This window comes from Klebsiella sp. RCJ4 (genome assembly GCF_009025755.1).
Classification (GTDB): domain Bacteria; phylum Pseudomonadota; class Gammaproteobacteria; order Enterobacterales; family Enterobacteriaceae; genus Klebsiella; species Klebsiella michiganensis.
Map to the genome: position 1 here is coordinate 161,306 of NZ_WCIN01000048.1, position 15,216 is coordinate 176,521.

Sequence of the window (15,216 nt, forward strand, 5' to 3'; positions counted from 1 at the left end):
GCAATTTGAAGAATGACGGGTAAAATTTTAGGTACGGCGCTGAAAATAAGTCAGTGCGAGCGCGCCAGCCAGCACCAGCCCTTTAATAATGTCCATCGCGTAATAGGGCACCGAGAGCATCACCAGGCCGTTGGAGAGCACGCCTAAAATGACCGCCCCCACCAGCGTACCGAGCGCGTTCGGCTTACCGGAACCGGCCAGCGAGAAGCCAATCCACGCCGCCGCCACCGCATCCATCAGGTAGCCGCCGCCGGCGTTCACCTGCGATGAGCCGATGCGCGACGCCAGCAGAATGCCGCCGAGGCCCGCCAGCAGAGAGGCGATGACGTACGCCGCCACTTTGTAACGGGTGATGCGCAGGCCGGAGAGGCGCGCCGCTTCCGGGTTGCCGCCGATGGCGTACATCCGCCGTCCGTGGGTGGTAAAAGAGAGCGCCAGCTGAGCGATAACGGTCACCACCAGCATAATGATCACTATCGTTGGCACCTGCCCCAGCGAACCGAACGCCGCCGGAATCGCGCCTTCCGCCATATCGCCGCTCGGCAGCACCATGTTTTCGGTGATCGACCCGCCGTAGCTGTAGGTCATCGCCACGCCCTGAATCACGAACAGGCTGGCAAGCGTCGCCAGCATGTCGGGAATACGCAGGATCACGATCAGAAACGCGTTAAACAGCCCCACTAAGGTGCAGAGCGCGAGGGTGATAAGGATCGCCTCGGTGGTGCCGAAGCCGTGCCAGACAAACAGCGAAATCACCAGCGCATTGGCCAGCGAGGCGGTGGAGCCCACGGATAAATCGAAACCGCCGATGGTCAGCGATATCGATACGCCGATGGCGATCACCGTCACGATGGCGATGGAACGCAGGATGTTGATGATGTTAAACGGGTCGAGGAAGTTGTCCGACGCCAGGCCAAAAACGGCGATCAGCAGGACGACGGTCAGCAACATGCCCCATTTGTAGAGAAAATCGAAAAATCGCTGACGGCCCGATACCGTCGCGTTAACTGCCAGGGCCTTACTCACGCTGCTGCTCCTCCGGTGGAGTAATAAAGAATGTTCTCTTCCCGGGCCTCTGCGCCCGGAATTTCCGCCACGATGCGCCCGTCCCACAGCACGCAGATGCGATCGCACAGGCCGACCAGTTCGGCGAACTCGCCCGAGGCGTAAATCACCCCTTTGCCTTCCCGCGCCAGGCCGTCGATCGCGTTGAATAAATCCGTTTTGGCTTTGACGTCGACCCCTTTGGTCGGCTCATCGAAAATCAGTACGTTGGCGTTGCCGCGCAGCCATTTGCCTATCGCCACTTTTTGCTGATTGCCGCCGGAGAGACGGCGCAGGGTTTGCGCCGGACCCGATGTCCGAATGCCCACCCGGGCGATCACCTCTTCCGCCCAGCGCCAGGCCTGACGATGGCCAAACAGGCTCCAGCGGGAGAAGCTGCTATCGGCGCTGACCGCCAGGTTCATCGCCACCGGCTCTTCGATAAAAATGCCCTCTTTGCGCCGCTCTTCCGGCACCAGCGCCAGACCGCGCGCCACCGAGTCCGCCGGGTCACGCGGTCGCCACGGCTGGCTGTTCAGTTCGCCGCGGGTCAAACGGCTTTTGCTGGCGCCAAACAGCGCCTTACACAGCTCGGTTTTCCCGGCGCCCGCCAGTCCGGCGATCCCCAGAATCTCCCCCTTGCGCAGACGCAACGAGATATCCTGCAGCAGCCCTTCGTCGTGCAGCCCTTCAACCTGTAGCAGCACCTCATCGCTATGCGGCGGCCGCTTCGGCGGAAAGATATCGCTCAGCTCATGCCCGAGCATCTTCTCGACGATCTGCTCGCCGCTCAGGTCGGCCATCGGCCCGCTCTCAATCAGCCGGCCGTCGCGCAGCACCGTCAGGGTGTCGCAGACCGCTTTTAATTCATGAATGCGGTGCGAGATAAACACGATACCAATGCCCTGCCGCTGCAGGCGGCGAACCACCGCAAACAGGCGCTCGCTTTCGTTTTGGTCCAGCGGCGCGGTCGGTTCATCGAGGATAAGAAAGCGGCAGTGATGCGACAGCGCGCGGGCCAGCAGGATTTGCTGTTTTTCCGCCAGCGTACAGCTGTCGATGGAGCGGCGTACGTCGAGGCTGACGTCAAGCTGAGCCAGCGCCTCGCGCGCCAGCTGGCGCAGCCGCCCCCAGCGGAAGGCGATCCCCGGCTCCGCCAGCCTGTCGAGCATGATGTTTTCCGCGATGCTCAGGCCCGGGACCAGCGCCACGTCAACCTCCTGCTGCACCAGATGGATCCCCAGCTGTTTGGCATCGCGCGGCGAGCGAATGCTTACCGACTGGTTGTTAATCACCACCTCGCCTTCGTAATGGGCGTGCGTGCCGCACAGCACCGCCATGAGCGTGGACTTACCCGCGCCGTTGGCGCCGGTCAGCGCATGCACCGATCCCCCCGTCAGGGTGAAAGCCACGTTGCTGAGCGCCCGAAAGCCGGAAAAGGCCAGGCTAATATTTTGCATCTCAAGGCGATTGCCGGTCATCCCCTGCACCCTGTCGATTAATGTTCTGATTTAACGAATTTTTCATAGCTGTCCTTGACTGACAAATGCATAAAAGGCATAAGATAAAGCGAAATAATATTAGCCATCCGGATGTCCAGACATAACATCGGGTTAGCGAAACAGCACAAGGACAGCATTGATGAGTCACAGCGATATCCGCGTGGTCCCCGGCCCCGCCAACTACTATTCCCATCCCGGCAGCCTTGCCCGGCTGCAGGATTTTTACAGCGAAGAACAGCTTTCACGCGCGGTGTGGGTTTACGGCGAGCGGGCTATCGCGGGCGCGCAGGCTTTCCTGCCGGCAGCGTTTAACGCGCCTGGCGCCAAAAAAATATTATTTAAAGGCCACTGCAGCGAAAGCGACGTCAGCGAGCTGGCCCGCGCATCCGGCGACGATCGGTCGGTGGTGATTGGCGTGGGCGGCGGCGCGCTGCTCGATACCGCGAAGGCGCTGGCCCGTCGCCTCGGCCTGCCGGTGGTGGCCATCCCCACCATCGCCGCCACCTGCGCGGCGTGGACGCCGCTGTCGGTGTGGTATAACGATGCCGGTCAGGCGCTGCAGTTTGAAATCTTCGACGACGCCAACTTTCTGGTGCTGGTGGAGCCGCACATTATTCTTAACGCGCCGGCGGAATATCTGCTGGCGGGCATCGGCGATACGCTGGCGAAATGGTATGAAGCGGTGGTGCTGGCTCCGCAGCCGGAGACGCTGCCGCTCACCGTGCGCCTGGGTATCAACGGCGCGCTGGCGATCCGCGATGTGCTGCTGGAAAGCAGCGAAACCGCGCTGGCCGACCAGCAGCGCGGCGAGCTGACCCAGACGTTTCGCGACGTGGTGGATGCGGTTATCGCCGGCGGCGGTATGGTCGGCGGGCTGGGCGAGCGCTATACCCGCGTCGCCGCCGCCCACGCGGTGCACAACGGGCTGACGGTACTGCCGCAGACCGAGAAGTATCTTCACGGGACCAAAGTCGCCTACGGCATTCTGGTCCAGAGCGCCCTGCTCGGCCAGGACGACGTGCTGGCGCAGCTGGCGCAGGCGTATCGGCGCTTTAATCTGCCGACTACGCTGGCGGCGCTGGAGGTGGACATCAACAACCGCGAACAGCTGGATAAGGTGATTGCCCATACCCTGCGCCCGGTGGAGTCCATCCATTTTCTGCCGGTTGAACTGAACGCCGAAACCCTGCGCGCGGCGTTTGAGAAGGTCGAACGTTTCGCCGGTTAATCCCCCGTTTTATTCGCCTCTGCCGCCCGGCGGAGGCGCTTTCGAGCCGCCTCGCAAAGCCGATGTTTCTGCCTTCGCCAGAAGACGATTCTGCGTTAGGGTACCCTCATAAGAAAATAACAAACTTATCTTATAAACTTATTATTTTCTTATGTTCAACTGAGGTGTACAGTGGAGGTACATAGCATGCTCATCTGGTCAAAAGTGGCAAAAAAGGAACTGGCAAATACCGATTATCGCTATCAGCAGCGAATCAAAAGCAGGCTAGCTGATTTAGGTGACCGTACGGCTCCTCGGCCCGATGTCAGAAAGTTATCTAAACCAGAGAATCATTACCGTCTTCGGGTAGGGGATTATCGGGTCATTTTCACACGTCAGGGGCTGACGCTGAGCGACCTGTTTATCGTGTCCGTTAAGCGCAGAACCTCAACAACCTATTTGCATGAGGAGAATATGCCATATGGCTGTTCAGATAATTAAGGATGATGAAGGGAAAGCGCAGTACGCGGTGATCCCCTACGACGAATACTTCCAGATGTGTTTGCAGCTAGCCGAGCTGGATGATGAAACGGAAGCCGATCTTGAAGATATTGCGGTAGAACACGATATCTACGACAACGTGATGCTGCCGGGTGACGTCTGCGACATCATGGATAAAGAGAAAGTCAGCCTGCAGGCGGCCTGGCGCATTTTGCGCGGCCTGTCGCAGCAGGAGGTGGCCAATAAGCTCGGGATTAGCCAGTCGGCGGTATCCCAGCTAGAAGCTATCGATTCCCGCCCGCAAAAGCGCACCCGCGAAAAGCTGGCGGCAATATACGGCTGCACCCAGGAGCAGATCAGCCTGTATCTGCCGAAAGAGGGTTAACAGCACTTCGCGCCGCCTTTACCGCCGTAGCGCGCGTCCTGACGCTCGCGGAAAAACTCTTCATAGGTCATCGGCGTTTGTTCCGGATGGGTCGCGCGGATGTGCTCCACGTAGTTGTCGTAATCCGGGACGCCGATCATCATTTTCGCCGCCTGACCTAAATATTTTCCGGCTTTCGAAAGGGTATCAAACATTTTCAACTCCCATCATCGCCCCCCTTCTCGCAAAGGAGGGCGATAACGTCATGGCTTAGTGGGCGCGTTTCGCCTGGGTCACCAGGCTATCAGCATCAGCAGGCATCGCCTGGTAAGGGGTCTCTTTCGCCGTCGGTTTGTCCTCTTTCAGCGCCGCCAGCGCGGTCTTAATCGAGAACAGCGCCAGCACGACCACCACCACCATAAAGAAGATGGTCAGCCCGGCATCCAGACGGTTGTTAAATACCAGCTGCGCCAGCTGCGACTCGGTGTACTGCGGCGGAATATTGCCGCTGTCAATCATCGCCTGGAACTTGTTGGCAATCGCCAGGAAGCCCACTTTGGTATCGGTGCTGAACGACTTCTGCCAGCCCGCGGTCAGGGTACAGATCAGCAGCCAGGAGGTCGGCAGCAGCGCAACCCAGGCATAGCGCTGGCGCTTCATCTTAAACAGTACCACCGCGCAGAGCATCAGCGCCATCCCCGCCAGCATCTGGTTGGCAATACCAAACAGCGGCCACAGCGTGTTGATGCCGCCAAGCGGGTCAACCACGCCCTGATGCAGGAAGTAGCCCCACGCCAGCACGCACAGCGCCGTGGCGAGAAGGTTCGCCGGCAGCGAGCTGGTTTGCTTCAGGCCCGGGCTAATCACCCCGAGCAGATCCTGCAGCATAAAGCGCGCCGCGCGCGTGCCGGCATCCACCGCGGTCAGGATAAACAGCGCCTCGAACAGAATCGCGAAGTGATACCAGAAGGAGACGTCCATCAGGCCGCCCAGCGAACCGTGCAGAATATAGGCCATGCCCACCGCCAGCGTCGGCGCGCCGCCCGCACGGGAGATAATCGACTGTTCCCCCACTTCGTTCGCAATCTGATTAAGCGTATCCGGGGTTACGGTAAAGCCCCAGCTGCTCACCACCTGCGCCGCCGACGCCACCACATCGGTCACGCCCGCCGGGGCCAGCACCGCCATTGGGCTGTTCATCGCGAAGTAGACGCCCGGGTCGATAATACAGGCCGCCACCAGCGCCATAATCGCCACGAAGGACTCCATCAGCATGCCGCCGTAGCCGATAAAGCAGGCCTGGCCTTCATTAGCCAGCATCTTCGGCGTCGTGCCGGAGGCAATCAGGGCATGGAAGCCGGAAACCGCGCCGCAGGCGATGGTGATAAACAAGAACGGGAACAGGCTGCCGCTCCATACTGGCCCGGTGCCATCGATAAATTTGGTCAGCGCCGGCATCGTCAGCGTCGGGCGCATAATCAGAATACCAATCGCCAGACCGACAATGGTGCCGATTTTCAGGAAGGTGGAGAGGTAGTCGCGAGGCGCCAGCAGCAGCCAGACCGGCAGCACCGCGGCGATAAACCCGTAGCCCACCAGAATCCAGGTGAGCTGTACGCCGGTGTAGTCAAACCACGGCGCCCAGGTCGGGCTTTCCGCCACCCAGCCGCCGGAAATGATAGCGAACACCAGCATCACCAGGCCAATCACCGACACCTCGCCAATGCGCCCGGGGCGCAGATAGCGAATATAGATCCCCATGAAAATCGCCAGCGGGATGGTAAAGGCCACGGTGTAAGTGCCCCACGGGCTGTGGGTCAGCGCTTTCACCACGATCATCGCCAGTACCGCGAGGATAATCACCATGATCATAAAGCAGGCCACCAGCGCCAGTACCCCGGCGGTCGGGCCCATCTCCTCTTTCACCAGCTCGCCGAGCGAACGTCCGTCGCGACGGGTGGAGACGAACAGCACCATAAAGTCCTGTACCGCTCCGGCCAGCACCACGCCCGCGAGGATCCAGATCATTCCCGGCAGATAGCCCATCTGCGCCGCCAGCACCGGACCAACCAGCGGCCCCGCGCCGGCAATGGCCGCAAAATGGTGACCGAACAGCACTTTCTTGTCGGTTGGAACGTAGTCGAGGCCGTCGTTGTGACGCACCGCCGGAGTCATGCGCGTCGGGTCGACAGCCAGCACGTTTTTAGCGATATACAGGCCGTAAAAGCGATAGGCGATCAGATAGACGCAGACTGCCGCGACGACAATCCACAGCGCGTTAATCTGTTCACCCCGGTTTAGCGCGATATAGCCCAGGGCAAAGGCTCCGATAACGGAGAGCAGTGTCCAGATGAGGTATTTCCCTGAATTATTCATCATTGTGTTCCACAGGTAGGGTAATCAGGATGTTACAAGTTGTTTCTAGAACACAATGGAAGTTTTAACAACTTTGAAACGTTGCAGATGTCGCCTGACGGCAAGGATTTATCTCACATTGCAAGCGAGATCACTTCTGGCAGGAAAATGGATGAAAACGGGGAGGGATAATCTCTCACTGCATCGCATCCTGCTTCCCCGGAGGCGGCGCTTGACGCGCCTGTCCGGGCTACCGGTCCGCAGACGATGATGAACCCGTAGCCCGGGTAAGCGCAGCGCGATCCGGGAAGAAGCCGCACCGATGCATTCATCCCGGCGTATCCCCGGGTTGCGGCGTAAACGCCTTACCCGGGCTACCGGCCCGCAGACGACGGTGAACCCGTAGCCCGGTCAGCGCAGCGCCACCGGGGAAGCACACCGCAGACGACGGTGAGTTGGCCGGAACCACAGACGGCGCGTTACCCGTAGCCCGGGTAAGCGCAGCGCGACCCGGGAACAGGCTATGCCTCAGCCGAGGACCGCCGTGCCCAGACGGCAGGTACAGCAGCGTCGTCCCCGCTCGTCGAACACCGCAATTTCCCAGCTCTGGCCCTGACGCCCCAGGTGCAGCGCCCGGCATTCGCCGCGGACTTTGCCGCTGGAGACCGCCCGGTGATGGGTGGCGTTGAGCTCGGTCCCCACTACGCACTGCCCCTCTTCGGTCATCAGCCACCCGGCCATCGAGCCCAGGGTTTCCGCCAGCGCCGCGGAGGCGCCGCCGTGCAGCAGCCCGAACGGCTGATGGGTTCGCGCGTCGACCGGCATTTCCGCTTCCAGCACGCCCTCCTCAAGCCGGGTATAAACGATGCCCAGATGCGCCACCATCGTATTGACGCTGGTCGCGTTGAGTTCATCCAGCGTCAGCTGACGTTTCCAGGCCATTTATGCCCCCAGCGTCGAGCCGCCGTCCACCACGATATCCTGCAGCGTGATATGGCTGGCGTGGTCGGAGGCGAGGAACAGAATGGTATTGGCAATCTCCTGCGGGCGGGCGATTTTGCCCAGCGGAATGCCCAACTTAAACTGCTCGCCGAAGCCGCGAATGCGCTGCTGCTCAGCGTCATCGCTCACCCACAGCGTCCGCTGCATATCGGTATCGGTAGAGCCAGGAGAAACCAGATTACAGCGTACGCCGCTGCCCGCCAGCTCCAGCCCGACGGTCAGCGCCAGGCTCTTCAGCGCCGCCTTTGACGCGCCGTAGGCGCTCATGCCAATGCGCGGCGTATGCGCAGCGTCGGACGCCACGGTCACAATCGCCCCGCCTTTTTGGCGGCGGAACTGCGCCATCGTCTGCTGGAACAGGTTAAACGCCCCGCCAACGTTAACGGCAAAGGTCTGCTGCCAGTCTTCCTGGCTCAGCGCATCGGTCGCCCCCATCCGCAAAATACCGGCGGCATTGACCAGCACATCCAGCCGCGCGATCCCTGCCAGCAGGCGGCCGCACGTCTGCGCCACCTGCTGCGCGTCGGCAACGTCCAGCGTCTCGGTGGCGAACGGGTAGCTTTCGCCGTCGAACGCCAAATCAAACCCGGTTACCTGCGCGCCGGCCTCAACGAACGCCAGGGCGGTGGCGTAGCCGATCCCCTTGCCCGCGCCGGTGATCCACACGGTCCGGCCGTGAAAATCGAGCCCGTTCATTATTTCACCTCGCGGGAAAGCAGCGCCCACCAGGCATCAATGGTCGGATTTTTCGCCAGCACCACGAAGTCGATATCGCCGTGCACTTTACGCCAGCGGGCGGCGAGCGCCATCATGCGTACCGAATCCAGGCCGTAGTCGATCAGGTTTTCGTCATCCATCGGTTCGTCGGATTCATCCAGCAGCGGCAGCACCAGCGCCCGCAGCGCCGCTTTCGATGCCGGCAGCGGCAGCAGCTCTTCGGTCATCACCACTCGACCGGAGCGACCCGCCACGTAGTTGAGCGCCATCAGGTGCTCCTCGCGGCTGAAATCGGCCAGCGCGTCGGCAACGAAGAACGGCTTAATATCGCGCATAAACGCATCGGTCGCAGTGGTCATGCAGCCGATATGGGCATATACGCCGGTGATGATTAGCTGATCGCGCCCCGCGTCTTTCAGCATCTCCTCCAGCGGCGAGCGATGAAACGCGCTGTAGCGCCACTTCACCAGCACGGTATCGTTGTCGTCCGGCGCAAGCGCGGCAATCACCTGCTGCTGCTCCGGCGAACGGGTCAGGCCAGGCCCCCACATGTCGTTCAGCAGCGCGCGGTCTTCATCGCTCTGCTCTTTCGGCTGGGCGGTGTAAAAAACCGGAATATGGTTCTGTTTGCAGAACTCGCGCAGGGCGGCGATGTTGGCCACCACTTTCTCCATCATCGCGCTGTTTTCGCCCCAGAAGTTAAGGAAATACTCCTGCATATCGTGGATCAACAGCGCGGCACGGGACGGCTCAAATGCCCAGTTCACTTTGTTCGCCGGGATATCGCTGGCTTCCGGCAGCGCGTAAGCCTGTAATTTTGGGATTGCCATTCTGTCTTCTCCTTCAGCCCAGCTTGCGTTCAGCCAGCCACTGACGTAATTGTTTTTTATCGACTTTGCCCACCGGCGTCAGCGGCAGCGCATCAACGCACTCCACGCGGTCCGGCAGTTTAAATTCTGCGACCCCTTGTTCCCGCAGGAAGCGGCGTACCGCCACCGCGCGCAGAGGCTCTTTTACCACCAGATATGCGCAGCTCTTTTCCCCCAGCAGGCTATCTTCCATGCTGACCAGCGCGACGTGGATCACCGCCGGATGGCGCAGCAGCAGGTTTTCGATCTCTTCCGCCGCGATCTTCTCGCCGCCGCGGTTGATCTGATCTTTTTCCCGTCCCTGCACGGTGATATAGCCATCTTCATCGATCGAGATCAGATCGCCAGAGCAGTAGAAACCATCGGCATCAAAGGCCTCGGCATTATGCTGCGGGCTCTTGTAGTACCCGCGGAAGGTATAAGGGCCACGGGTCATCAGGCGCCCGACTTCGCCGCGCGGCAGCGGATTACCCTGCGCATCGGCCACCCACACTTCGTCATCAGGACACATCGGGCAGCCCTGGGTATTGATAATGCGCTCGGGGCTGTCGTTGAGGCGGGTATAGTTCACCAGCCCCTCCGCCATGCCGAAGACCTGCTGAAGCTGACAGCCGATTTCCGCCGGAATACGCGCGGCGAGGGTCGCGGACAGGCGTGCCCCACCTACCTGCAGCAGCCGCAGCGACTGCAGACGGGCATTGCTGCCGGACTCATGGATCTCCTGTAACCACAGGCTTACCGCCGGCGGAACCAGCGAGGTCAGGTTAATCTGGTGCTTTTCGATCAGCGGGAAGCAGAGGCTGGCGCTCGGGTCGTGCGCCAGCACCACCACGCCGCCGGCGAGGAAGACGCCGAGTGAACCCGGCGAGCTCATCGCGTAGTTGTGGGCGGCGGGAAGCGCGTTCAGGTAGCGCGTTTCGGCGCTTACGCCGCACAGCTGGTTGCTGCGGCGAATGCTGTACTCGTAGTCGTTATGAGTACGCGGAATGAGCTTCGGCGTACCGGTGCTGCCGCCGGAGAGCTGGAAAAAGGCCACTTCGTCAGCGGGCGTCGGATGCGCGACGAAATTATCGTCAGGCCGGGCGATGGCCGCCGCCAGGCTGCGTTCGCCGCCGTCGTTCAGCAGCAGGGCCACGCGTACCGACGCATGCTGGGCGACAAAAGCGTTAAGAAAATCATCATCGGCAAACAGCGCGTGTTCGCGGTCGGCAATCAGCAAAGCGGGTTCAATCTGCGCGGCGTAGGCGTTCAGCTCGCTACGCTGGTGGCTGAACAGCGCGTTGACCGGCGCAACGCCGATACGCAGCAGCGCGAAGAAGGTGATATAAAATTCCGCAACGTTGCCCAGCTGTACCAGCGCCGTTTCGCCGCGCTTCAGGCCCTGACGCTGCAGCGAGGAGGCGAGGTTATCCACCAGGCGGTTGAATTCACGGTAGCTGTAGCTTTTGTCGCCGTCGATAATCGCGGGAGCGTCGTTTTCCGCATGACGGGTAATCAGATGGGTTAGCGGCAGATCGTGCCAGTAACCTTTTTGCCGATAGCGGGCCGCAAACTCTTCCGGCCAGCGGGTAAATTCGATCATCATAGTCCCTTATTGCAAGCCGAATACGTTCAGCATGGTGGTCAGTTTGACGCCGGTTTCGCGCCACTCGCCTAGCGGCGAAGAGGCCGGGACGATACCTGCGCCAGCAAATAGCCGCAGGGTGCGCTGCTGCAGGCGCGCGCAGCGGATGGTCACCACCCACTCGCCGTTGCCTTCATCATCGCACCAGCCGACGATGCCGCCGAACAGCTGACGGTCGAACGGCTCCAGTTCGTTAATCAGGCGTTTCGCCGCCTGATGCGGGAAGCCGCTCAGCGCCGGCGTCGGGTGCAGCAGACAGGCCAGCGACATGGCGTTCTCATTTGCCAGCGCGGCGCCCTGAATCTGCGTCGCCAGATGCCACAGGGTCGGCGTGGTGATCAGCTGCGGAGAGTCCGGCAGGGAGAGTTCGCTGCTGCGCGGCGCTAATACGGCCTTCATCGCCTGGGTCACCAGCTCATGTTCGTGGCGGTCTTTTTCCGATGCCAGCAGCCTGTGCCCCGCTTCGCGGTCCAGCACATCGTCCGGCTGGCGACGGGCCGAACCGGCCAGCGGCAGAGAGCTGAAATGCGCGCCTTCTTTACGCAGCAGCAGCTCCGGGCTGGCGCCCAGCAGCACGCCGCCGTCCGAGAGCGGCACGTGGAAGTTATAGCTGGCCGGGTTCTGGGCGATCAGGCGCTCGAGCAGCGCCCCGCTATCCACCCGTTCGCGGGTGGTGATATCAATCAGGCGCGAGAGGACCACTTTGTCCACTTCCGGCGTCGCGGTGAGGGCCGCCGCGCGCGCCACCATCGCCATGAAGGTGTCCTGTTCGGGGATCTCCCGGCGCTGCACCACGTCCATCGGCTGCTGCCCGGACGCATAGCGCGCGGAGTGCTGCTTTTCTGGTCGGGAGAAGGTTTCCCAGCTTGTGGGTATAAACAGCTCGGACGCCTCGCTGGTATCAAACGGAATGGCGCCGACCATTATCGGCTTAGCGATCCCGGCAGCCCGCGCCGCTGCAAAGGCGGCAGCCATTTTGCGCTGGAATTCCCCGTCCAGATTTTCGCCATCGGCGGCAGGATGAGAAAACCGACTAAAGCAGCCAGCGGTGGTGAAGCTGCGGTACGGCGACATAAAGAAGAAGCTTTCCGGCGGCAGAGTCATTTTTTTCTCCCGTACTTCCTCAGCCAAAGACGTTTCCATATCATCCTCCAAAAACGATAAAGATATTACTAATAATTATCATTTATATTTTGGTTGGGTAACCTAAAAGGTATTGCGCGCTATGTCAACCGTACAGGTAGCATGTTGTGCGACTTAAGCTTGCATCGACGTCGCTCACAGCTGAAAATGAGAAGCATTTATCACTACTTAACCAGGATGCGAATACGTGAATTTCTCCACCTTTTGCCGCCGTACCCTCCTCGCCAGCGGCCTGGCGATTTTCGGAATTAGCTCAGCGCTGGCGGCAGACTGGCCGCGTCAGATAACCGACAGCCGGGGACCCCATACGCTGGAAAGCCAGCCGCTACGCATTGTTTCCACCAGCGTGACGCTGACCGGCTCGCTGCTGGCGATTGACGCGCCGGTGGTGGCCAGCGGGGCCACGACGCCCAATAACCGCGTCGCCGACGGTCAGGGATTTTTACGCCAGTGGAGCGATGTGGCGAAAGCGCGCAAGCTGTCGCGCCTCTATATTGGCGAACCGAGCGCTGAGGCCGTCGCGGCGCAAATGCCGGATCTCATTCTGATTAGCGCCACCGGCGGCGATTCGGCGATGATGCTCTACGACCAGCTTTCCACCATCGCCCCGACGCTTATCATTAACTACGATGATAAAAGCTGGCAGGCCCTGCTGATCCAACTGGGGGAGATTACCGGCCACGAAAAACAGGCGGCGGAGAGAATCGCGGAGTTTGATAAAAAGCTGGCGGCGCTGAAAGAGAAAATGAAGCTGCCGCCGCAGCCGGTCACCGCGCTGGTCTACACCGCCGCGGCCCATAGCGCCAATATCTGGACCAAAGAATCCGCTCAGGGACAGCTGCTCGAGCAGCTGGGCTTTACCCTCGCCGACCTGCCCGGCGGGCTGCATGCCAGCCAGAGCCAGGGAAAACGTCATGATATCGTGCAGCTGGGCGGGGAAAACTTAGCCGCCGGACTTAACGGCCAGAGCCTGTTCCTGTTTGCCGGCGACCAAAAGGATGCCGACGCGATTAACGCCAACCCGCTGCTGGCGCATCTGCCCGCCGTTGAAGGCAAACGCGTTTATCCGCTGGGGACGGAAACCTTCCGCCTGGATTACTACAGCGCCGTGCTGGTGCTGCAGCGCTTAGCGGCCCTCTTTGCATAAGCCACGCTTCCCGGCGTCGGTCGCCGGGATCTCATCGCGCCTCATTTCATATATCATCGCGTTGTTATAACAGGCTTTTTCACCGTTTAGCGCCTTATCACCCTCATCGCCCATCAGCCGAAATATCATCGTTTCAGGTGTTAATTTGTGATTAGCCCCGGCCGCCGCGTTGCCCGATTATCTGCCCCACACCGCTTGAGGTGGTCATTCAACACAGAAGGAAATTAACGTGGCAACGAGCAAATTGATTAAGGGCGATACGCTGACCGAAACCAGCAACGCCGCAGACGGCTTTAACCCGGCAACAGAAGTGAGCGCATACAGCTATACCTCCGCTCGCGTCGCTAAACCGGTCTATAACAAATACAAAGCTTCCACCACCAAACCCAAAGTCTTCGGCTACTACACCGACTGGTCACAGTACGATGGTCGTCTGCAGGGCGATGATTCAAAAGATAACCGCGGTCGCGGCTACGACCTGGCCAACGTTTCTCCTACCGCCTACGACAAAATCATCGTCGGTTTCGTCGGCGTGACCGGCTTCCACAAAGTAGACAACCTGTGGCGCGACGTGGTTGCCGAAGGTGCCGATCAGTGCGGAAAAGTGAAGTACGAGCCCACCTTCCTCGACCCGTGGGGCGACTTCCAGTCTTACGTTAACGTTGGCCATACCGTCAGCGGCTGGGATGTCGATCCGAAGACCGTGACCCAGAGTAATACTAAGGGCCTGCTCGGCGGCCTGCGCGATCTGCAGGCCAAAGCGAAGCAGCAGGGCCACGACCTGGTGCTGTCCATGAGCATCGGCGGCTGGAGTATGAGTAACGGTTTCCATGAAACCGCCGCGTCTGACGCCTCGCGTAAGGTCTTTGCCAAAGGCGTGGTAAAACTATTCAAGCAGTTCCCGATGTTCAGCGAAGTGGACATTGACTGGGAATATCCGAACGCCGAAGGCGCTGGCAACCCGTACGGCCCGGAAGACGGCGAGAACTACGCCCTGCTGATTGGCGAACTGCGTAAGCAGCTGGACGCCGCAGGCCTGAGCAACGTCAAAATCTCCATTGCCAGCTCCGCAGTGGTCAAGACGCTCGGCTACTCCAACGTCAATGCGCTGCTGAAAGCGGGCCTTTACGGTATCAACGTCATGACCTATGACTTCTTCGGTACCCCGTGGGCGGAGAGCGTGACCCACCACACCAACCTGAAGGCGCTGGAAGAAGGCGGCTGGGGGGTGGATACCGTTGTCGGCCATCTGCTGTCCGAAGGCTTCCCGGCAGAGCGCATCAACATTGGTTACGCTGCCTACACCCGTAACGAGCGCAACGCGGAGCTGGAATCCCTGTCCCCGCTGAAAGGCACCTATAACCCGGGCACCGGTACCACCGTCGGCTCCTTCGAATCGGGTACCACCGAATGGTACGACATCATTTATAACTACCTGGATCTGGAAAACCAGAAAGGCCGTAACGGCTTCAACGTCTACACCGACAAGGTTGCCGACGCGGACTACCTCTACAACCCTGACAGCAAACTGTTCATGTCCCTGGATACGCCGCGCACGGTGAAAGCCAAGGGCGAATACGCCGCCAGCCTCGGCCTGGGCGCGCTGTTCACCTGGACAATCGACCAGGACAACGGCGTGCTGGTTAACGCCGCCCGTGAAGGTCTGGGCTATGAAATGGCGTCTGAAGTTATCGATATGGAGCCGTTCTATTTCGAAGGCATCAACGTCGACCCGGCGGAT

14 protein-coding genes are annotated in these 15,216 nt (G+C 60.4%); 5 read left to right on the forward strand and 9 right to left on the reverse strand.

Features of this window, described 5'->3' with window-relative positions; all coding sequences use genetic code 11:
* Positions 1-27: 27 nt before the first annotated feature.
* Complete coding sequence (locus tag F8562_RS28380; protein WP_014837784.1) at positions 28-1,026, reverse strand: ABC transporter permease; 999 nt, start codon at positions 1,024-1,026, stop codon at positions 28-30.
* Positions 1,023-2,525 carry a sugar ABC transporter ATP-binding protein gene (locus tag F8562_RS28385; RefSeq protein WP_014228366.1) on the reverse strand — a complete coding sequence of 501 codons (1,503 nt, stop codon included), beginning with the start codon at positions 2,523-2,525 and terminating at the stop codon, positions 1,023-1,025. The genes F8562_RS28380 and F8562_RS28385 overlap by 4 nt, the downstream gene beginning before the upstream one ends.
* Before the next feature lie 160 nt (positions 2,526-2,685).
* Between F8562_RS28385 and F8562_RS28390 the strand changes: the two genes are divergently transcribed.
* From F8562_RS28390 to F8562_RS28400, 3 genes are all read left to right on the forward strand, one after another.
* The gene (locus tag F8562_RS28390) at positions 2,686-3,774 is read left to right on the forward strand and encodes an oxidoreductase (RefSeq protein WP_014837783.1); all 1,089 of its coding nucleotides are present in this window, start codon (positions 2,686-2,688) and stop codon (positions 3,772-3,774) included.
* A 186-nt stretch (positions 3,775-3,960) separates the two neighbouring features.
* Positions 3,961-4,254: a type II toxin-antitoxin system RelE family toxin gene (locus F8562_RS28395; RefSeq protein ID WP_071889099.1), complete on the forward strand. Its 294-nt coding sequence runs from the start codon at positions 3,961-3,963 to the stop codon at positions 4,252-4,254.
* The gene (locus tag F8562_RS28400; RefSeq protein WP_032718732.1) at positions 4,235-4,639 is read left to right on the forward strand and encodes a helix-turn-helix domain-containing protein; all 405 of its coding nucleotides are present in this window, start codon (positions 4,235-4,237) and stop codon (positions 4,637-4,639) included. The genes F8562_RS28395 and F8562_RS28400 overlap by 20 nt, the downstream gene beginning before the upstream one ends.
* Here F8562_RS28400 and F8562_RS28405 read toward each other — a convergent pair.
* The 7 genes from F8562_RS28405 to entC form a co-directional block, all read right to left on the reverse strand.
* Positions 4,636-4,833 (reverse strand): YbdD/YjiX family protein, encoded by a 198-nt coding sequence (locus tag F8562_RS28405; protein WP_004130340.1) that lies wholly within the window; start codon positions 4,831-4,833, stop codon positions 4,636-4,638. The two genes, F8562_RS28400 and F8562_RS28405, sit on opposite strands and share 4 nt — an antisense overlap.
* A gap of 55 nt (positions 4,834-4,888) precedes the next feature.
* Positions 4,889-6,994 (reverse strand): pyruvate/proton symporter CstA, encoded by a 2,106-nt coding sequence (cstA, locus tag F8562_RS28410; RefSeq protein ID WP_025108508.1) that lies wholly within the window; start codon positions 6,992-6,994, stop codon positions 4,889-4,891.
* A 507-nt stretch (positions 6,995-7,501) separates the two neighbouring features.
* Positions 7,502-7,915 carry a proofreading thioesterase EntH gene (gene entH, locus F8562_RS28420; RefSeq protein WP_004848685.1) on the reverse strand — a complete coding sequence of 138 codons (414 nt, stop codon included), beginning with the start codon at positions 7,913-7,915 and terminating at the stop codon, positions 7,502-7,504.
* Entirely contained in the window at positions 7,916-8,671 is a 756-nt protein-coding gene (entA, locus tag F8562_RS28425) for a 2,3-dihydro-2,3-dihydroxybenzoate dehydrogenase EntA (protein WP_014837779.1), read from the reverse strand.
* Complete coding sequence (gene entB, locus F8562_RS28430) at positions 8,671-9,522, reverse strand: enterobactin biosynthesis bifunctional isochorismatase/aryl carrier protein EntB (RefSeq protein WP_014228361.1); 852 nt, start codon at positions 9,520-9,522, stop codon at positions 8,671-8,673. Before entB ends, entA begins: the two co-directional genes overlap by 1 nt.
* Before the next feature lie 13 nt (positions 9,523-9,535).
* Positions 9,536-11,143, reverse strand: coding sequence for a (2,3-dihydroxybenzoyl)adenylate synthase EntE (entE, locus tag F8562_RS28435; RefSeq protein ID WP_014837778.1), 1,608 nt, complete (start codon positions 11,141-11,143; stop codon positions 9,536-9,538).
* A gap of 9 nt (positions 11,144-11,152) precedes the next feature.
* Positions 11,153-12,328, reverse strand: coding sequence for an isochorismate synthase EntC (gene entC, locus F8562_RS28440; protein WP_014837777.1), 1,176 nt, complete (start codon positions 12,326-12,328; stop codon positions 11,153-11,155).
* 187 nt (positions 12,329-12,515) lie between these two features.
* Between entC and fepB the strand changes: the two genes are divergently transcribed.
* On the forward strand, positions 12,516-13,475 hold the full coding sequence (fepB, locus tag F8562_RS28445; protein WP_014837776.1) for a Fe2+-enterobactin ABC transporter substrate-binding protein: 960 nt from the start codon (positions 12,516-12,518) through the stop codon (positions 13,473-13,475).
* A 229-nt stretch (positions 13,476-13,704) separates the two neighbouring features.
* Positions 13,705-15,216 (forward strand): glycoside hydrolase family 18 protein (locus tag F8562_RS28450; RefSeq protein WP_151891957.1); only part of this gene is annotated, 1,512 nt, incomplete at its 3' end.